Annotated in this window: 16 protein-coding genes and 1 tRNA gene; 12 read left to right on the top strand and 5 right to left on the bottom strand. The window is 73.8% G+C overall.

The genetic code is table 11. The features are described 5' to 3' along the window. Positions 1-2 precede the first annotated feature (2 nt). From FSY66_RS03015 to FSY66_RS03005, 3 genes are all read left to right on the top strand, one after another. Positions 3-995: a metallophosphoesterase gene (locus tag FSY66_RS03015; RefSeq protein WP_260853407.1), complete on the top strand. Its 993-nt coding sequence runs from the start codon at positions 3-5 to the stop codon at positions 993-995. Positions 996-1,090: 95 nt separating this feature from the next. Beyond that, positions 1,091-1,546, top strand: a complete 456-nt coding sequence (gene aroQ / locus FSY66_RS03010; RefSeq protein WP_144791150.1) for a type II 3-dehydroquinate dehydratase — start codon at positions 1,091-1,093, stop codon at positions 1,544-1,546. Positions 1,547-1,651: 105 nt separating this feature from the next. Beyond that, a tRNA-Pro gene (locus FSY66_RS03005) sits at positions 1,652-1,725 on the top strand. 128 nt (positions 1,726-1,853) lie between these two features. Here the strand turns inward: FSY66_RS03005 and purD are convergent. Beyond that, entirely contained in the window at positions 1,854-4,208 is a 2,355-nt protein-coding gene (purD, locus tag FSY66_RS03000) for a phosphoribosylamine--glycine ligase (RefSeq protein WP_144791147.1), read from the bottom strand. 63 nt (positions 4,209-4,271) lie between these two features. Here purD and FSY66_RS02995 point away from each other — a divergent pair, with 63 nt between their 5' ends. The 5 genes from FSY66_RS02995 to purM all read left to right on the top strand — a co-directional run bounded on the left by FSY66_RS02995 (position 4,272) and on the right by purM (position 9,125). Next, positions 4,272-5,384, top strand: a complete 1,113-nt coding sequence (locus FSY66_RS02995) for an asparaginase (protein WP_186304376.1) — start codon at positions 4,272-4,274, stop codon at positions 5,382-5,384. Beyond that, complete coding sequence (locus FSY66_RS02990; protein ID WP_144791144.1) at positions 5,384-5,749, top strand: sterol carrier family protein; 366 nt, start codon at positions 5,384-5,386, stop codon at positions 5,747-5,749. The genes FSY66_RS02995 and FSY66_RS02990 overlap by 1 nt, the downstream gene beginning before the upstream one ends. A 58-nt stretch (positions 5,750-5,807) precedes the next feature. Continuing rightward, on the top strand, positions 5,808-6,176 hold the full coding sequence (locus FSY66_RS02985) for a hypothetical protein (protein ID WP_144791141.1): 369 nt from the start codon (positions 5,808-5,810) through the stop codon (positions 6,174-6,176). A 4-nt stretch (positions 6,177-6,180) separates the two neighbouring features. Continuing rightward, positions 6,181-7,863 carry an amidophosphoribosyltransferase gene (purF, locus tag FSY66_RS02980; protein ID WP_144791139.1) on the top strand — a complete coding sequence of 561 codons (1,683 nt, stop codon included), beginning with the start codon at positions 6,181-6,183 and terminating at the stop codon, positions 7,861-7,863. 98 nt (positions 7,864-7,961) lie between these two features. After that, entirely contained in the window at positions 7,962-9,125 is a 1,164-nt protein-coding gene (gene purM / locus FSY66_RS02975; RefSeq protein ID WP_144791137.1) for a phosphoribosylformylglycinamidine cyclo-ligase, read from the top strand. Between the two features lie 186 nt (positions 9,126-9,311). Here the strand turns inward: purM and FSY66_RS02970 are convergent, their stop codons facing one another. Both FSY66_RS02970 and clpB read right to left on the bottom strand, forming a co-directional pair. Next, entirely contained in the window at positions 9,312-9,527 is a 216-nt protein-coding gene (locus FSY66_RS02970; RefSeq protein WP_144791135.1) for a DUF3073 domain-containing protein, read from the bottom strand. A 164-nt stretch (positions 9,528-9,691) separates the two neighbouring features. Continuing rightward, positions 9,692-12,292 carry an ATP-dependent chaperone ClpB gene (gene clpB, locus FSY66_RS02965; RefSeq protein WP_144791133.1) on the bottom strand — a complete coding sequence of 867 codons (2,601 nt, stop codon included), beginning with the start codon at positions 12,290-12,292 and terminating at the stop codon, positions 9,692-9,694. Positions 12,293-12,486: 194 nt separating this feature from the next. Between clpB and FSY66_RS02960 the strand changes: the two genes are divergently transcribed. Beyond that, positions 12,487-12,954 carry a hotdog fold domain-containing protein gene (locus FSY66_RS02960; RefSeq protein WP_144791131.1) on the top strand — a complete coding sequence of 156 codons (468 nt, stop codon included), beginning with the start codon at positions 12,487-12,489 and terminating at the stop codon, positions 12,952-12,954. A 175-nt stretch (positions 12,955-13,129) separates the two neighbouring features. Then, on the top strand, positions 13,130-13,783 hold the full coding sequence (locus FSY66_RS02955) for a GNAT family N-acetyltransferase (RefSeq protein WP_144791129.1): 654 nt from the start codon (positions 13,130-13,132) through the stop codon (positions 13,781-13,783). Here FSY66_RS02955 and FSY66_RS02950 read toward each other — a convergent pair. Together FSY66_RS02950 and FSY66_RS02945 are read right to left on the bottom strand one after the other, a co-directional pair. Beyond that, positions 13,767-14,387, bottom strand: a complete 621-nt coding sequence (locus tag FSY66_RS02950; RefSeq protein ID WP_144791127.1) for a CDP-alcohol phosphatidyltransferase family protein — start codon at positions 14,385-14,387, stop codon at positions 13,767-13,769. The genes FSY66_RS02955 and FSY66_RS02950 overlap by 17 nt on opposite strands. 66 nt (positions 14,388-14,453) lie before the next feature. Then, positions 14,454-15,008 (bottom strand): hypothetical protein, encoded by a 555-nt coding sequence (locus FSY66_RS02945; protein ID WP_144791124.1) that lies wholly within the window; start codon positions 15,006-15,008, stop codon positions 14,454-14,456. Between the two features lie 104 nt (positions 15,009-15,112). On the opposite strand from FSY66_RS02945, the gene FSY66_RS02940 reads away from it, so the two are divergent. Further along, the gene (locus tag FSY66_RS02940; RefSeq protein ID WP_144791122.1) at positions 15,113-16,099 is read left to right on the top strand and encodes a cation diffusion facilitator family transporter; all 987 of its coding nucleotides are present in this window, start codon (positions 15,113-15,115) and stop codon (positions 16,097-16,099) included. An 89-nt stretch (positions 16,100-16,188) separates the two neighbouring features. Next, the gene (locus FSY66_RS13005; RefSeq protein WP_313955532.1) at positions 16,189-17,649 is read left to right on the top strand and encodes an HAD family hydrolase; all 1,461 of its coding nucleotides are present in this window, start codon (positions 16,189-16,191) and stop codon (positions 17,647-17,649) included. The last annotated feature ends 50 nt before the right edge of the window (positions 17,650-17,699 follow it).

The raw sequence follows: 17,699 nt of genomic DNA, 5'->3' as shown, positions 1-17,699 counted from the left end.
CCGTGAGCCCCTCCCCCCTGAAGCCCGTCGGCCGGGCCGGTGCCGCTGTCGCGGCCGCCGGCCTGGCCGTCGGCGCGTGGGGGGTGCTCGGCGAGCGGCGCCGGTTCCGCGTGCGCACCGAGACGCTGCCGGTGCTCGCACCCGGCACCCCCGATCTGCGCCTGCTGCACATCTCGGACCTGCACACGGTCCCCGGCCAGGAGGCCAAGAAGCGCTTCGTGCACGGACTGGCCGAGCTGGAGCCGGATCTGGTGGTCGACACCGGCGACAACCTCTCCCATCCCCAGGCCCTGCCCTACCTGCTCGAGATCCTCGAGCCGCTGCTGCGCTTCCCGGGTCTCTACGTCCCGGGCTCCAACTGCTACTTCGCGCCCACGTTCAAGAACCCTGCGCGCTACCTCTGGAAGGGCAGCACGCAGGACGAGGACCGCACGCAGCTGCGGCTGCTCCCCTGGCGGCAGATGCACCGGGCCTTCGACGACGCCGGCTGGGTCGGCCTGGTCAACCGTGCGACGTCGGTCCGGGTGGGCGGCCGGCTCCTGGACGTCTCGGGGGTCGACGACCCCCACCTGCGCCTGGACCGCCACCCCGGGTTCAGCCTGCCGCGGCCGGAGGGCTCAGCGGCCCCGGCCGGTGTGCAGCCCGGGGGGTCCGCAGCTGCCGCCCCCGCGTCCGCCCTCGCTCCCGCTGCGGAGGAGCCCGCGCTGCGGCTGGGCCTCGCCCACGCGCCCTACCTGCGCACGCTCGAGCGCTTCGCCGACGACGGCGCCGACCTGGTGCTGGCCGGACACACCCACGGCGGCCAGGTGTGCCTGCCCGGCGGGCGCGCGCTCGTGTCCAACTGCGATATCGAGCCCGAGCGCTGCCGGGGCATGACGGAGCAGAAGGGCATGCCGGTCGGCATCTCCGCCGGCCTCGGCGAATCCCGCTTCGCACCGGTGCGCCTGTTCTGCCGTCCCGAGGCCGTGCTCCTGAGGCTCACGGCGCGCGCCTGAGCCCGGCCGCCTGCCGTCGCCCCCGACGAACCGCCTGCCCGCGAGACCCATCACCGCAGCCCGCCGACTCGTCGGCCCCGAGAGGAGACGCCGCAATGCCCCGACCCCGCATCCTGGTCCTCAACGGACCCAACCTGAACATGCTCGGCACCAGGGAGCCGGCGATCTACGGCTCCCAGACCCTGGCCGACATCGAGGCCCTGACGGCCGAGCGCGCCGAGGCCCTCGGCGCCGAGATCGACTTCCGCCAGTCCAACCACGAGGGCGAGCTGATCGACGCCCTGCAGCAGGCCCGGGGCACGCATCTGGGCTGCATCCTCAACGCGGCCGGTCTCACCCACACCTCGGTGAGCCTCCACGACGCCGTGAAAGCCTCCGAGCTGCCGACCGTCGAGGTGCACCTGTCCAACCCGCACGCCAGGGAGGAGTTCCGACACCTGTCCTACATCTCCCCCGTGGCCGAGGCCGTGATCGCCGGCGCGGGGGCCCACGGCTACCTGTACGCCCTGGATCTGCTCATGGCCCGCCACAGCGGGCGCGCCGGACGATGAGGCCCTCGCCCGGCCCCTGAGCGTCCCGTGCCGCGACGCCGATTTCACTTCCCTCCCGTGTGCGCATACACTGGTCGGGTTGCACGGGCCACGGCCTGTGGACATCGGGATGTGGCGCAGCTTGGTAGCGCGCCTCGTTCGGGACGAGGAGGTCGCAGGTTCAAATCCTGTCATCCCGACGTCGAGCACGAAGGCCCCGGATCCGCCAGCGCGGTCCGGGGCCTTCGTCGTCCCCGCTGCGGCGGACCGACCGCACGAGAGGGGCCGATCCCGCCGGGAGCGGGATCGGCCCGGGCTCGGCGCGGCCTCAGCCGCAGTCCTCGACCTCCGCGAACGGGCCGTCCGGGCTGAAGGTCCTCCCCGTGAGCCGCTCGAAGGCCTCGATGTAGCGCGCCCGCGTGGGCTCCACGACGTCCTCCGGCAGCGCGGGAGCCGCACCCTGGCCGTCCCACCCGGAGGCCTCGCTGCGCAGCCAGTCGCGCACGTACTGCTTGTCGAACGACGGCTGCGAACGGCCCGGCTCCCACGTCTCGGCATCCCAGAACCGCGAGGAGTCCGGGGTCAGGACCTCGTCGCCCAGCGTGATCGCGCCGCGATAGGAGTCCAGGCCGAACTCGAGCTTGGTGTCGGCCAGGATGATCCCGCGCTCGCGGGCGATGGCCTCGGCGCGGGCGTAGATCTGCAGGCTCAGCTCGCGCAGCCGCTCCGAGACGGCCGTGCCCATGCCGTCGGCCATCTCCTCGAAGGTGATGGGCAGGTCGTGCTCGCCGATCTCGGCCTTGCCCGTCGGCGTGAAGATCGGGTCCTCGAGCCGGGAGCCGTCGACGAGGCCCTCGGGCAGGGCGACACCGCAGATCTCGCCGTCCCGGCGGTAGTCCTTGAGCCCCGACCCGGTGAGGTAGCCGCGCACGATGCACTCGACGGGGAACATGGACAGGTTCTTGCAGATCACCGCCCGGCCGCGGACCTCCTCCGGGACGTCGGTGCTCCACAGGTGGTTCGGCACCTCGGAGAGCTGCTCGAACCACCACAGCGACAGCTGGGTGAGCACGATCCCCTTGTCCGGGATCTCGCTCGGCAGGACCTGGTCGAAGGCGGAGATGCGATCGGTGGCCAGCACCAGAACGCTGCCGGCGCGGTACTCGGCGTCGTCCCCGACCGACGCGCCCGTGGCCGCCATGTGCTCGTCCTCGGGGACGTAGAGCTCGCGGACCTTGCCCGAGTAGATGTGCCGCCAGCCCTCGAGCACGGGGGGCGCGGGATGGCCCGGGAAGTCGGGGTGCTCGGCGCGATCGCCCGACGCGGGGGGCGCCTCCGCGGGGGCCTCCTGCCCGGCACCCGGGGCCGGCTGCCCCTGCTGCGTCCGCCCACCGGCCCGCAGCGCCCCGGCCGCGATGTCCGTGCGGTGCTGCGAGCCCTCCAGCCGGATCGCGGCCACCCCGCGGTAGGCGCGCTCGCGGGCCTGGGCCAGGTCGTCGCCGGCGGCCACGACCGACAGGACGCGTCCGCCGGAGCTGAGCAGGCTGCCGTCGTGCTCTCCCGTGCCGTGGGCCGTGCCGGCGTGCAGGACCTCGACGCCCTCGAGGGCCTCGGCGTCCTCGATCCCCGTGATGGGATCGCCCGTGCGGGTCGCGCCCGGGTAGCCCGCCGAGGCCACGACCACGTCGACCGAGGACTGCGGGCTCCAGCGCAGGGGCAGGGGGCCGTCGTCGGGCGAGGCCTGGGCCTCCGCCAGGCGGCCCTGGGCCGCAGCCTGCAGCAGCTGCCCGAGCGGGGACTCCAGCCGGGCGAGCACGGCCTGCGTCTCGGGATCGCCGAAGCGGACGTTGAACTCGATCACGCTCGGCCCCTCGGCGGTCACGGCCAGCCCGCAGAACAGCACGCCGCTGAACGGGATGCCCCGCCGGTCCATCTCCGCGAGGACGGGGCGGGCCACGGTCTCCAGGACCTCGTCGGCGAAGCCTCCGGGCAGCCAGGACAGGGGGGTGTAGGCGCCCATGCCGCCGGTGTTGGGACCCTCGTCCCCGTCGTGGATGCGCTTGAAGTCCTGCGCGGGGCTCAGCGCCACGGCCTCGGAGCCGTCGCAGATCACGAACAGCGAGACCTCCGGCCCGTCGAGGAAGTCCTCGACCACGACCTGCGAGCCGGCCTCCAGGCAGGCCCGCGCGTGCGCGGCGGCCGCGTCCCGGTCCTCGGTCACGACGACGCCCTTGCCCGCGGCCAGGCCGTCGTCCTTGACGACGTGCGGGGCGCCGAACGCGTCCAGGGCCTCGAGCACCTCCTGCTCGGAGGCGCAGGTCCTGGCCCGTGCGGTCGGCACGCCGGCGGCCTCCATGACCTCCTTGGCGAAGGCCTTGGACCCCTCGAGCCGGGCGGCCGCGGCCGAGGGCCCGAACACGTCGATGCCCGCGGCGCGCAGCTCGTCGGCCACCCCGGCCACCAGGGGGGCCTCCGGGCCCACGACCACCAGGTCCACGCCGACCGAGCGGGCCAGGTCCAGGACGGCGGCCGCGTCCTGCGGGTCCACCGCGTGGACCGGGACGTCCCGGGAGATCCCGGCGTTGCCGGGGGCCGCGTGCACCTCCCGGACGGCCGGATCGCGCAGGAGGGTGCGGACGAGGGCATGCTCACGACCGCCGGAGCCGAGGACCAGAATCTTCACGGGCACAGCCTAGTCGCGGGCACCGGCCGATGCGCGGGCCCGCCATGCCCGATACTGGGGACCATGACGACGCAGAACCCGACCCCCGCCGCCGACGGCGACGCCGCGGCGGCGGAGACCTTCGCGGCCGCCGATGCCGTCGAGCTCGCCCGGATCCGCCGCAGCGGCTTCGTGGAGACGCGCCACCTCGGCGCGGCCGTCGTGACCGGCCCCGACGGGCAGCGGCTGATCGAGCTGGGCGACGTCGAGACGCCGATCTTCCCGCGCTCCACCCTCAAGCCGTTCCAGACGATCGCCGCCATGAACTCGGGGGCGATCCTCGGCCTCGGGCAGATCGCGATCGCCTCCGGGTCGCATCGGGCAGACGACGACCAGGTCGCCGCGGTGCGCTCGATCCTGGCGGAGGCCGGGGTCGACGTCTCCGCGCTGCAGTGCCCCGCCGTCGGGCGGCACCGGCAGGGAGAGCAGGACTCCCCTCTCTTCTACAACTGCTCGGGCAAGCACGCGGCCTTCCTGGCGGCATGCGCGGTCAACGGCTGGGATCAGCAGACCTACCTGGACCCGGACCACCCGCTGCAGCGGGAGGTCCTGCGCGTGATCGCCGAGGTCACCGGCGAGCAGCCCGCGCTCGTGGGGGTCGACGGCTGCGGCGCCCCGCTGGCGGCTGTCTCCCTGTCGGGGCTCGGCCGCGCCTATGCGCAGCTCGGCGCGGCCGCGCGCAACATCCGCGCCGAGGCCCGCATGGCCACGGTCGCCACGGCGATGCTCGACTACCCGGAGTTCGTGGAGGGCCCGGGCCGGTCGAACACCGTGATCATGGAGGAGCTCGACGTCATCGCCAAGCTCGGGGCGGAGGGCGTGCTCGGACTCGGCACCACCGACGGGTACTCGGTGGCGGTCAAGACCCTCGACGGCTCGAGCCGCGCCAATGCCCTCGTGGGGCTGAATCTGCTGATCGCCGTGGGCGCGATCGAACCCGAGCGGGCCCGCCCCGTCATCGAGCGCTCGACCCCGGCCATCACCGGAGCGGCGGCGACGGTCGGGCGCTTCGAGCTGGCTCCCGAGCCGGCCCGGCTGCTGCGCGACCGGGGGCACGAGCCCGTCGAGCCCGCCGGCCCCGATGCAGCCGCGGGCGCCGCGGAGCCCGGAGCCGTCTCCCGAGGGGAGCAGGCCTGATGGCCCGGCGCCGCATCGCCCCGGCCGACGGCACGATGGCCCTGGCCGCGTGGCGCAGCCGCCCGGAGCAGCTCGACCGCCGGGAGCTGGCCACCGCGGTGCGCTTCACCCTCGAGGAGCTCGCCGAGCGCGCCCCGGGCAATGCCGTCGAGGTCCGGGTCCCGCCGCTGGGGGTGACCCAGTGCATCGAGGGGCCGCGGCACACCCGCGGCACGCCGCCCAACGTGGTCGAGACGGACGCCGGGACCTGGCTCGAGCTGGCCACGGGCCGGCTGAGCTGGGACGAGGCCGTGGCCGCGGCCCGGGTCTCCGCCTCCGGGACCCGCACCGACCTCACCTCGGTCCTGCCGCTGTTCGGGCCCTGAGGCCCGCCCCCGCCCAGTGCGCACCGCGCGCCCAGCCGCGGCCGCTACCCTGAGACCCATGCCCACCGCAGACTCCCCGAGCACTCAGCACGCCGGCTCAGCGGCGGCCGCCGACGACGGCCGCGAGCAGACCACCCTCACCTACCGCCGGGCGCCGAAGGCCCCCGTGTTCCTCGTCCTGGGAGCCGTGCTCGGCCTGCTCGTCGGCATCGTCGCGGGCGTCCTGGGCTCGGGCAACGTCAGCTTCACGACCGGGCAGGTCGTCGGCTACATGGCCACGATCTTCGCCCTGCTCGGGCTGGCCCTGGGCGCGATCGCCTACGTGATCGCCGACCGCGTCTCCGTGCGCCGCGCCCGCGAGGTCCAGGCCTACGCGGAGTCCTCCCCCGGACGTGCCGACGACCGCTCCGCCGACGTGGGAGACTGAGCCCGTGCTGCGACCTGATGGACGACTGACCCACGACACCTTCGCCGACGAGAAGGGCCCGCAGGACGAGTGCGGCGTCTTCGGCGTCTGGGCTCCCGGCGAGGACGTCGCCAAGCTCACGTACTTCGGCCTGTACGCGATCCAGCACCGCGGGCAGGAGTCCGCGGGCATCGCGACCTCGAACGGCGAGCGCATCAACGTCTACAAGGACATGGGGCTGGTCTCCCAGGTCTTCGACGAGACCACGCTCAACACCCTCACCGGGCACATGGCCGTCGGGCACTGCCGCTACTCGACCACCGGCGGCTCGACGTGGGCCAATGCCCAGCCCACCCTGGGCGCGACGCCCCACGGGACCGTCGCCCTGGCCCACAACGGCAATCTCACGAACTCCGCCGAGCTCTACGACCAGCTCATCGACAAGTCCGGCTTCCCCTCCCGCGGCGAGATGGCCCGGGGCAACACCACGGACACCGCCCTGGTGACCTCGCTGCTGGCCGAGCACCCCCACGACTCGCTCGAGGAGGCGGCGCTGGCCCTGCTGCCCCAGCTCGTCGGCTCGTTCTGCCTGACCTTCATGGACGAGAACGCCCTCTACGCCGCCCGCGACCCGCAGGGGATCCGACCCCTCGTGCTCGGCCGGCTCGAGCGCGGCTGGGTCGTCGCCTCCGAGACCTCGGCGCTGGACATCGTGGGCGCCTCCTTCGTGCGCGAGGTCGAGCCCGGGGAGTTCGTCGTGATCGACGAGGACGGGCTGCGCTCGCACCGCTTCGCCGAGACCCGGCGCGCCGCGTGCGTCTTCGAGTACGTGTACCTGGCCCGCCCGGACACCTCCATCCACGGCCGCTCGGTCTACGAGTCGCGCGTGGACATGGGCCGGGCCCTGGCTCGGGAGCACCCGGTCGAGGCGGACCTCGTCATGCCGACCCCCGAGTCCGGCACCCCGGCCGCGATCGGCTACGCCGACGCCTCCGGGATCCCGTTCGGCAACGGCCTGGTCAAGAACTCGTACGTCGGACGCACGTTCATCCAGCCGTCGGACACCATCCGCCAGCTCGGCATCCGCCTCAAGCTCAACCCGCTGAAGTCCGTCGTGGCCGGGCGGCGGCTCGTCGTCGTCGACGACTCGATCGTGCGCGGCAACACGCAGCGCGCCCTGGTGCGCATGCTGCGCGAGGCCGGGGCCGCCGAGATCCACGTGCGCATCTCCTCGCCGCCCATCAAGTGGCCGTGCTTCTACGGCATCGACTTCGCCAACCGCGCCGAGCTGATCGCCAACGGCCTCGCGATCGAGGACATCCGCGCCTCCCTGGGCGCCGACTCCCTGGGCTACATCTCCGAGGAGGGGATGATCGAGGCGACCCGCCAGGAGCCCTCCGAGCTGTGCACCGCGTGCTTCTCCGGCCGCTATCCCACCGAGCTGCCCGCCGCCGATGCCCTGGGCAAGTCCGTCGTCGAGTCCCGACGGTCCGCTGCACGAGCCGCGGCGCCGGCGGCCGAGACCGCGCACCGCGGCGACGACGAGGTCGAGGAGGCCTCCGGCGAGCAGGTCCTCCTCTCCGAGGACGCCGAGGGCTCGACCGAGGCCGGCTCCTGCGACCCCGGCCCCGATGCCGATCTCGAGGACCTCGTGCTCGAGCGCGACACCCGCTCCCCCGAGGAGCTGGGCTCCCCGTCGCAGGGCTGAGCCCGCACGAACGACCGCACCGTCAGCACGCCCCCACCGGCCCCGTCCTGCCAGAGCAGGGCGCGGCCTCCGACGAGAGAACCGCAGCGAGGAGCATCGTGACCGATCCGAAGGCCGCCGCCCCGGCCCAGAGCATCACCTACGCCGCCGCCGGCGTGGACGTCGAGGCAGGAGACCGCGCGGTCGAGCTGATGCGCGCCGCCGTGCAGGCGACCCACTCGCCCCAGGTCATCGGCGGCGTCGGCGGCTTCGCCGGGCTGTGGGACGCCTCCGCGCTGACGGGGTACCGCACGCCGTACCTGGCGTCGTCGACCGACGGGGTGGGGACCAAGGTCGCCATCGCCCAGGCCCTCGACATCCACGACACGATCGGCTGGGACCTCGTGGGCATGGTCGTGGACGACATCGTCGTGGTCGGGGCGCAGCCGCTGTTCATGACGGACTACATCGCCACCGGCAGGGTCGTGCCCGAGCGGATCGCCGACATCGTGCGCGGGATCGCCGAGGCCTGCTCGGCCGCCGGCACCGCGCTGGTGGGCGGCGAGACCGCCGAGCACCCCGGCCTGCTGCGCCCGGACGAGTACGACGTCGCCGGCGCCGCCACGGGCGTGGTCGAGGCCGACGAGCTGCTCGGGCCCCAGCGCGTGCGCTCCGGCGACGTGCTGATCGCCATGGCCTCCTCCGGCATCCACTCGAACGGGTACTCCCTCGTCCGCCGGGTCCTGGACGTCGCCGGCTGGTCGCTCGAGCGCCGAGTCGAGGAGTTCGGCCGCACGCTGGGCGAGGAGCTGCTCGAGCCCACGCGCGTGTACGCGGCCGACGTGCTGGATCTGGCCCGGGCCTTCCCCGTCAACGGCCCGGACGGCACGACGGGGGCCGGCGTGCGCGGTTTCACCCACGTGACCGGCGGGGGACTGGCCGCGAACCTGGCCCGCGTCCTGCCGCAGGGCGCCCTGGCCGTCGTGGACCGCTCGACGTGGGCCCTGCCGCCGGTCTTCGAGCTGATCGGGGCGCTCGGGAAGGTCCCCCAGCCCGATCTCGAGCGCACGCTCAACCTCGGCGTGGGCATGATCGCGGTGGTGGACCCCTCGGCGGCCGACGACGCCCTGGCCCGCCTGCAGTCCCGCGGCGTGGACTCGTGGGTGCTCGGGCGCGTGGAGGACCTGCCCGCCGAGGGCATCGGCGAGGGGCCCGACTGGGTCCAGGGCGCCAAGGGGGTCGACGGCGGCGCCGTGCACATGGTGGGCGAGCACGCCTCCTGAGGCCCCGACCGGCACCGGGGCCCGGACCGGAAGGCGCCGGCGTCCCCGCAGACGGCCCGGACATGCGAGGAGCCCCTCACCGCTGCTGCGGTGAGGGGCTCCTCGTCCTCGGCTTCCGGGATGGGGCCCCGCCGGCTCCGTCCGCCTCTGCGGCACCGGGGCGCGCGGGCGCCTCACGGGCCCGGATCAGCGACGGCGGTCGTCGTACTCGTAGCTGTCCTGGTCGTCCGCGTGGGGATCCAGGAGATCGTCCTGGTCCTCCCGGACCGCCGGGGGCCGATGCTCGGTCGGACCCGACTGCCGCAGCTCGCGCTGCAGTGCGCTGTAGTCGGTCTCGGGGCTGAAGTACTTCATCTCCCGAGCCTGTCGCGTTGCCTTCGCCTTTTGACGGCCGCGCCCCATGAGCGTGACCCCCTCTGTCTCTCGGTTCCGGTCGGCAGCCTGTCGACACGCAGCGCTGCCCCGGTGATGTGCGTGTGATTCGTGGCCCCAGGGTACACGTTCGGACTGGAACGGCTCGACCCGGTGCGCCCGCGAGCGCACCGGGTCGAGCCGCCGCCGATCGGTCAGCCGCGCTCGGCCGTGACCACCAGGCCGTCGCTGTCTATGCCGGGATCGACATCCACGCGCACGACGTCGCCGTCGACGATGTCGCCGGAGAGCAGGCCGCGGGCCAGCCGGTCGCCGATCTGCTGCTGCACCAGCCGGCGCAGCGGACGGGCGCCGTAGGCCGGGTCGAACCCGGTCAGGCCCAGCCACTCGGTGGCCGCAGGCGTGACCTCGAGGCGCAGGCGGCGCTGCTCGAGGCGCTGCGCGAGCTGGCGCACCTGGATCTCCACGATGTGCGAGAGGTCCTCGGTGGACAGCGGGTCGAACATGATCGTCTCGTCGAGCCGGTTCAGGAACTCGGGCTTGAACGAGGCGCTGACCACGCTCATCACCGCGTCGCGCTTGGCGGTCTCGTCGAGCTCCGGATCGACCAGGAACTGGCTGCCCAGGTTCGAGGTCAGGATCAGGATCGTGTTGCGGAAGTCCACGGTCCGGCCCTGGCCGTCGGTGAGACGGCCGTCGTCCAGCACCTGCAGGAGGATGTCGAAGACCTCCGGGTGGGCCTTCTCGACCTCGTCGAGCAGCACGACCGAGTACGGACGGCGGCGCACCGACTCGGTGAGCTGGCCGCCCTCCTCGTAGCCGACGTAGCCCGGAGGCGCCCCGACCAGGCGGGAGACGGAGTGCTTCTCCGAGTACTCCGACATGTCGATGCGCACCAGGGCCCGCTCGTCGTCGAACTGGAACTCCGCCAGCGCCTTGGCCAGCTCCGTCTTGCCGACGCCCGTGGGCCCCAGGAAGAGGAACGAGCCGATCGGGCGGTCCGGGTCAGAGACCCCGGCGCGCGAGCGCCGCACCGCGTCCGCGACGGCCTGCACGGCGCGGTCCTGCCCGATCAGCCGCTGCCCCAGGATGGATTCCATCTCGAGCAGCTTCTCCGACTCGCCCTGCAGCATCCTGCCGGCCGGGATGCCGGTCCAGGCGGAGATGACCTCGGCGATGTCGTCGGCCGTGACCTCCTCGGAGACCATGAGCTCGCGCTCGCCCGCGGCGTCCTCCTGCTCCTGGGCCTTCTCCAGCTCCTTCTGCAGGGACGGGATCTCGCCGTAGAGCAGCCGCGAGGCCTCCCCCAGGTCGCCGCCGCGCTGGGCGCGCTCGGCCTGCGAGCGCAGGTCGTCGATCTGCGCCTTGAGATCGCCCACGCGGTTCAGCCCGGCCTTCTCCTGCTCCCACCGGGAGTTCAGGACGTCGAGCTCGGCCTGACGGTCGGCCTTGTCCTTGCGCAGGGCGGCCAGCCGCTCGACGGACGCCGGATCGGTCTCGCCGTCCAGCGCGAGCTCCTCCATGGTCAGCCGGTCCACCTGGCGGCGCAGCTGGTCGATCTCCTCCGGGGCGGAGTCGATCTCCATGCGCAGGCGAGAGGCGGCCTCGTCGACCAGGTCGATGGCCTTGTCCGGCAGCTGCCGCGACGGGATGTACCGGTTCGACAGCCCGGCCGCGGCCACGAGGGCGCTGTCGGCGATCTGGACCTTGTGGTGGGCCTCGTAGCGCTCCTTGAGCCCGCGCAGGATCGCGACGGTGTCATCGACCGACGGCTCCCCCACGTAGACCTGCTGGAAGCGGCGCTCCAGGGCGGCGTCCTTCTCGATGTTCTCGCGGTACTCGTCGAGCGTGGTCGCACCGATCAGGCGCAGCTCGCCGCGGGCCAGCATGGGCTTGAGCATGTTGCCCGCGTCCATGGCGCCCTCGGAGCCGCCGCCGGCGCCCACGATCGTGTGGATCTCGTCGATGAACGTGACGACCTGGCCCTCCGAGGCCTTGATCTCGTCCAGGACGGCCTTGAAGCGCTCCTCGAACTCGCCGCGGTACTTGGCGCCGGCGATCATGGCTCCGACGTCGAGTGCGATCAGGGTCTTGCCGCGCAGCGACTCGGGGACGTCGCCGGCGACCATGCGCTGAGCCAGGCCCTCGACCACCGAGGTCTTGCCCACGCCGGGCTCGCCGATCAGCACCGGGTTGTTCTTGGTGCGGCGCGAGAGCACCTGGACCACGCGCCGGATCTCGCCGTCGCGCCCGATCACCGGATCGAGCTTGCCGTCGCGGGCGATCGCCGTCAGGTCGGTGCCGAACTTCTCGAGCGCCTGGAACGTCTGCTCGGGATCCGGTGAGGTCACGCGGCGGTCGCCGCGGACCTGCGGGATCGCGGCGCGGATGGTCGACGGATCCGCGCCGGCCGCGGCGAGCGCCTCGGCCGCAGCCCCCTGGCCGTCGGCGATGCCGAAGAGCAGGTGCTCGGTCGAGACGTACTCGTCGCCGAGCTCGCGGGCGAAGGCCTCGGCGGACTTGACGGCCTGCAGGGCCGCGCGGTTGAACTGCGCCTGGTTGGCGGTGGCCCCCGAGACGGACGGCATGGCGCCGAGCTTCTGGGCCGTGGTGGACGCGAGCGCGGCGACGTCCGCGCCGGCGGCCGCCAGCACGGCGTCGGCCACGCCGTCGCGCTGCTGGAGCAGGGCGTCGAGCAGATGCAGGGGCTCGATCTGCGGATGGCCCCCGGTCGAGGCCGCGGTGGCCGCCGCGGAGACGGCCTCCTGCGAGCGAGTGGTCAGCTGAGTGTCCATGAAGAAGTCCTCCGGTTCCGGCGCTCCCGTCCGCTGCACTGACTCCGCGGACCCTGACGCCTCTGTGATCGCTTGCCTTGAGTCTACCTTTATCAACTTTTCTGCGCCAGAGTTCATTCCGCTGCGGGGCGCCGTCTCGGCGGCTCAGAGGGGCCGCCTGTGATCTGCCCCACCCCGCGGCCTACCATCGCCCCATGACCTCCACGCATCAGCTGTACCAGCGGCTCTCGGCTCGCCCTCTGGGCCGGCAGGCCTTCTCCCTGGCCTACATGCTCAAGGCCCCGTACTTCGCCTCCGTGCGCCCGCAGGTGATCGAGATGGCCCCGCACCGGGCCGTCGTGCAGATCAGGAAGCGACGGGCCGTGCAGAACCACATCGGCACGGTCCACGCCCTGGCCGTGGGCAACGGCCTCGAGGCCGCCATGGGCCTGCTCGCCGAGGCCACGGTCGCCCCCGGCGCGCGGTGGATCCCCAAGGGCATCAGCCTGGACTACGTGGCCAAGGTCCCCGGCGACGTCCGCTGCCATGCCGAGACGGATCCCCAGGACTGGCAGCAGCCGCTGCCCTGCGAGATCCCCGTGCGGGTGACGGCCCGGCTGCGCGACGGCACCGAGGTGGTGCGCGGCGTGATCCCGATCTGGGTCTCCGAGTCGAAGCGCTGACTCCCGGCCCGCCGGGGTCCCTGCCGAGCGACCGCGCGGTCGGCCGGCCGGCGCGCGGGCCGTTACCGTGGAGTCCGAGCATCATCGCAGCGCCGCGCAGCACGAGCTCCCGGAGCCGTCCCCGGCACGGGCCCGGCGGATCCGCGCGCTGCGCCGTCGAGACGAGAGGACCGCCATGGACTCCCCCCGCACCGCCGACGCCGGCCAGGAGGCCGCCGCGCAGATCAGCGTGCGCCGAGCGACTCCCGAGGACGCCGAGGCGGCAGCCGCCGTGATGGCCCTGGCCTTCACCGACGATCCCTGGACCCGCGCGCACGCGGCCGGCGGCGACGACCTCACCAAGCGGCTGAACGAGCACTACCGCCTGCTGCTCGAGGAGGACTGGCTGCAGCGCGCCGAGGTGGACGTTGCCGTCCTGTCGGGTCGGCAGGGCCAGCAGGCCCCGGAGCTGCTCGGCGTGGCGATCTGGGACCGGCCCGTCGATCCGGAGGCGCCCAGCCCGGCGCGCAACGACGTCCAGGAGCGGGCCGAGGCGATCCTGGGGGTCGACCCGGAGATCGAGGCGCAGGACCACCGGGATCTGGACCGCCTGCACCCCCGGGAGCCGCACTGGCGGCTGGCCATGCTGACCGTGGCACCCGCGGCGCAGGGGCGCCGCGTGGGCTCGACCCTGCTCGAGCACGGGCTCGCCCGCGCCGAGGGGCTGCCCGCGGTGCTCGAGGCGACGACCCCGGGCAGCCGCCGCCTCTACGAGCGCAGCGGGTTCGAGCTCGTCGAGCTGATGACCGATGCGCTGGGCGTCGAGCAGGCCGTCATGCGCCGCGGCTGAGACGACGGGCGGTGCGCAGGTAGCCGATGCCCGTCAGGACGTGCAGCACGGCGCCGACCTGCACGCACGCCGAGCCCAGCGCCGACAGCCAGGCCCAGTCGAAGGCCGGCCCGGCCAGCACCGCGACCACGCCGAACATCGTGAGGGCCGTGCGCAGCTTGCCGGCCCAGGTGACCTTCATCCGGTCGGCGACCCGGAGCCGGACCAGCGCGATGCCCAGGGTGATGTCGACGATCGCGATCACGACGACCGCCCACAGGGGCAGCATCCCCTCGACGGTCAGCGCGATGATCACCAGTCCCAGGCCCAGCCGATCCGCAATGGGGTCGAGCCGGGCGCCGATGTCGCTGTACTGGTCGAGCAGCCGCGCCAGGAAGCCGTCGACCCAGTCGGTCAGCGAGAAGATGGTCACGAGCACGAGCGGCATCCACGGCCGCTCCTGGATCTGCAGGATCGCCGCGATCGCCGGGATGATCAGCGCGAAGCGCAGGACGGTCACGGCGTTGGGGACGGTCAGGAGCCCGCTGTCGCGCTTCGGCGCGGGCTCCTCTCCCCGGGAGGGCGGCACGAGGCCGTCGCGCAGTGCGTCCAGTGCCTTGTTCATCCGGGTGTTCCGTTCAGCAGGTGAGGGGCGGCGGTCAGGGGTGCCACGGGCGGACGGCGGAGCGGCTCAGCGGAAGGACTCGAGCCACTGCTCCCTCAGCCGGTCCTCCTCCTCGGGATCCGGCGCGAGGGGCTCTCCCCGGGCGAGGAGACGAGTGCGGCGGACGTCGAGGGCGGCGGCGACGAGGGCGGCCGCAGCGGACGCGAACATGAGGACGCCGATGGTGTTGGCGAAGCCCGAGCTCAGCCCCACGGTGGCCCCGGGGAAGGCGCTCAGGAAGATCGAGGCCGGCTCGCCGTCCACCAGATCCGGCAGCAGCGTCCCCAGCACGACGGCCAGCGCCCACGAGGCGACCATCAGCCAGCAGGTCAGCGGACGGGGGCGTCGCTGCGCGTAGCGGCGGGCATCGGAGAGCATCAGCCCGGTCGCGGTCCACAGCAGCAGGGCCAGCGGAGCCCCGAGGGCCCCCAGCCAGATCCCCCACCGGGCACCCGGTCCGCCCACGGGGGCCGAGGACAGCGCAAGCCAGGCGGCCAGCAGCAGCGGGGCCGCGGGCGCCAGCACCGCGACGATCCCGGGCACGGCTCCGCGGCGTCGGGGGTCGTCCAGCGGAGCGCTCATGGCTCCATCCTACGAGGCCCCGGGGACCTCGCGGCACGGGCCCGACCGGGGCCGGCGAGCCCGTGATAGATTCCGGGACATCCGCGAGAACGAGGGGGCGCAGCATGGCCGATCGGCACGAGCCGGGTGGCCGCCGCGCCGCCCGGACGAGCCCCGCCCACGGCCACGGCCACGGCCACGATCATGCGGCCGGCGCCGGCCGGACCCGCCTGGCGATCGCCTTCGGCATCACGGCCTCGATCCTGATCGCCGAGCTGATCGGCGCGGCGATCACCGGCTCCCTGGCGCTGCTCGTGGACGCCGCGCACATGCTCGTGGACGCCGGCGGCCTCCTGGTGGCCCTCGTCGCCTCCCTGCTGAGCACCCGCCCCCGGTCCTCGCGCCGCACCTGGGGCTGGCAGCGCGCCGAGATCCTGGCCGCGGGCCTGCAGGCCGCCGTCCTGCTCGCGGTCGGCGTCTACGCGATCGTCGAGGGCATCCGCCGCCTGATCGATCCCCCGCCGGCCGACGACGTCGACGTCGTGCTCCTGGCCGTGATCGGGGCCGTGGGCCTGGCGGCCAACATCGCCTCGCTGCTCGTGCTCTCGGGCGGCCGCGGCCAGTCCCTGAACATGCGCGCGGCCTTCCTCGAGGTGCTCAACGACGCCCTGGGCTCCGTGGCCGTGATCGCGGCGGCTGCCGCGATCCGCTTCACGGGCTGGACCGGGGCCGACGCGCTGGCCGGCCTGCTGATCGCCGTGCTGATCCTGCCGAGGGCCCTGCTCCTGCTGCGGGAGTCCGGCTCGGTGCTGCTCGAGTCCGCACCGCGCGGGCTGGACGTGGCCGAGGTCGCCGAGCACCTCGAGACCGTCCCGCACGTCGTCGCCGTCCACGACCTGCACGCCAGCCTGGTCGCCACAGGGGTCCCCGTGCTCACCGCGCACGTCGTCGTCGAGGACGAGTGCTTCCACGACGGCTCCCTGCCCTCCGTCCTGGACGCCCTGCAGCTGTGCGCCGTCGAGCACTTCCCGGTCGCGGTGCAGCACACGACCTTCCAGCTGGAGCCGGCCTCGCATCGCCGCCACGAGAGCCTGGGCCACGGCCACGACTGACGCCGCGCCGCGCGATGCGTCGAGCCCCTCGGAACCGGCGCCGCCCGATCGCCGAGGCGCCCGGCCAGGGCGCCGATAGGGTGGAGCCCATGGCCCCACGCACGTTCCCCCAGGCCGTCCTGTTCGACCACGACGGCACCCTGCTCGACACCGAGCCCCTCTGGGACCTCGCCAAGCGCCGGCTGGCCGCTGAGCACGGCGGGACCTGGACGTCGTCGGACTCGACGGACGTCATGGGCAGGTCGATCGCCCTCACGCTCGAGCGGCTGCGCGAGCGCGGCGTCGACCTCGAGGACCGCGAGATCGGCGAGCGCCTCGTCAGGCTGTCCCGGGAGGTGCTCCGAGAGCACGATCCCGGCTTCATCCCGGGGGTCGCACGGCTGCTCGAGGAGGTGGCCGCCGCGGGCATCCCGGCGGCGATCGTCACGAACGCCACGACCGAGATGGCCGAGCACACCGCGTCCAAGGGCCCCGAGTCGATGTTCGACGTCATCATCGGGGACCGGGAGCTCGCCGACGGCATCGCCGCCAAGCCCTCCCCCGAGGGCTATCTCGAGGCCGCCCGCCGGCTGCGCGTGGATCCGGCGCAGTGCGTGGCCATCGAGGACTCCCCCTCCGGCGTCGAAGCCGCCCAGGCCGCCGGCATGACGGTCGTCGTCGTGCCCGGCACGGTCGCGGTGCCCCCGGAGCAGGGGGCCGTCCATCTGGCCGATCATCGCCAGCTCAGCCTCGCGCTGCTCGAATGGCTCGATCCGGAGCAGCGCTCCTGGCCCAAGGCGGTCCTGCTCGATCACGACGGCACCCTGGTGGACACCGAGCCCGAGTGGGCGGTCGCCAAGCGCACCGTCGCCGGCTCCTTCGGCCAGGACTGGACCGATGCGGACGATCAGCGCACCCTGGGCCGGACGGTGCAGGAGTCGGCGCAGCTGATGATCGACCGCGGCGCCGACGGCGGGCTGCAGGAGATCACCGACCGCATCGGGGCGGAGGTCGCGGCCGCGACGGCCGAGCGGGTCCCGTTCCTGCCGGCGCGCCCGGAGCTGCTCGACGAGCTCGCCGCCGCCGGGATCCCCGCGGCGATCGTCACCAATGCCCTGGCCGCGGTCGTCGCCGGGACCGCGGCCGCCGCACCCCACGCGATCCGAGCAGCGGTCTCCCGCGAGGACGTCGTGCACGCCAAGCCGCACCCCGAGCCGTACCGCACCGCCGCCGATCGGCTCATGACGGCGCCGGAGGACTGCATCGCGGTCGAGGACTCGATCGCCGGCGCCCAGTCGGCATGCGCTGCCGGCATGCCCGTGGTCGTCGTCCCGGGTGAGCGCGAGGTGCCGCTCGAGCCCGGCTTCGTCCCCGTCGACCGGCACGAGGACGTCACGCTCGAGCTGCTGCGCGGCATCGGCCCGCTCGTGCCCGATCTGCCCCGCAAGGAGGTCGCCGGCTTCGCCGACGACGGCAGCGGCGACGGCGCCCGGTCGGACGAGGCCCCGGACGACGACACGCAGCCGGCCCTCCGTCCTGCCGGCCGGGTCCTGCGCGTCAACCGCCCCTGAGGCACCGGCCTGCCGCGGCCGACGTCCCAGGACCTCGGCCGCGGGGCCGG

Source organism: Kocuria palustris (genome assembly GCF_007666205.1).
GTDB lineage: Bacteria > Actinomycetota > Actinomycetes > Actinomycetales > Micrococcaceae > Kocuria > Kocuria palustris_A.
Note: the sequence above shows the minus strand (reverse complement) of the source record. Positions and strands in the feature narration are given on the sequence as shown.

Bases quoted from the DNA above. Each gene is read 5' to 3' on its own strand.
- FSY66_RS13005 (WP_313955532.1), top strand. From the start codon at position 16,189: ATGGCCCCACGCACGTTCCCCCAGGCCGTCCTGTTCGACCACGACGGC.
- FSY66_RS02995 (WP_186304376.1), top strand. From the start codon at position 4,272: ATGACGACGCAGAACCCGACCCCCGCCGCCGACGGCGACGCCGCGGCG.
- FSY66_RS02955 (WP_144791129.1), top strand. From the start codon at position 13,130: ATGGACTCCCCCCGCACCGCCGACGCCGGCCAGGAGGCCGCCGCGCAG.
- FSY66_RS02985 (WP_144791141.1), top strand. From the start codon at position 5,808: ATGCCCACCGCAGACTCCCCGAGCACTCAGCACGCCGGCTCAGCGGCG.
- FSY66_RS02945 (WP_144791124.1), bottom strand. From the start codon at position 15,008: ATGAGCGCTCCGCTGGACGACCCCCGACGCCGCGGAGCCGTGCCCGGG.
- FSY66_RS02950 (WP_144791127.1), bottom strand. From the start codon at position 14,387: ATGAACAAGGCACTGGACGCACTGCGCGACGGCCTCGTGCCGCCCTCC.
- FSY66_RS02960 (WP_144791131.1), top strand. From the start codon at position 12,487: ATGACCTCCACGCATCAGCTGTACCAGCGGCTCTCGGCTCGCCCTCTG.
- FSY66_RS02990 (WP_144791144.1), top strand. From the start codon at position 5,384: ATGGCCCGGCGCCGCATCGCCCCGGCCGACGGCACGATGGCCCTGGCC.
- FSY66_RS02970 (WP_144791135.1), bottom strand. From the start codon at position 9,527: ATGGGGCGCGGCCGTCAAAAGGCGAAGGCAACGCGACAGGCTCGGGAG.
- aroQ (WP_144791150.1), top strand. From the start codon at position 1,091: ATGCCCCGACCCCGCATCCTGGTCCTCAACGGACCCAACCTGAACATG.
- FSY66_RS02940 (WP_144791122.1), top strand. From the start codon at position 15,113: ATGGCCGATCGGCACGAGCCGGGTGGCCGCCGCGCCGCCCGGACGAGC.
- clpB (WP_144791133.1), bottom strand. From the start codon at position 12,292: ATGGACACTCAGCTGACCACTCGCTCGCAGGAGGCCGTCTCCGCGGCG.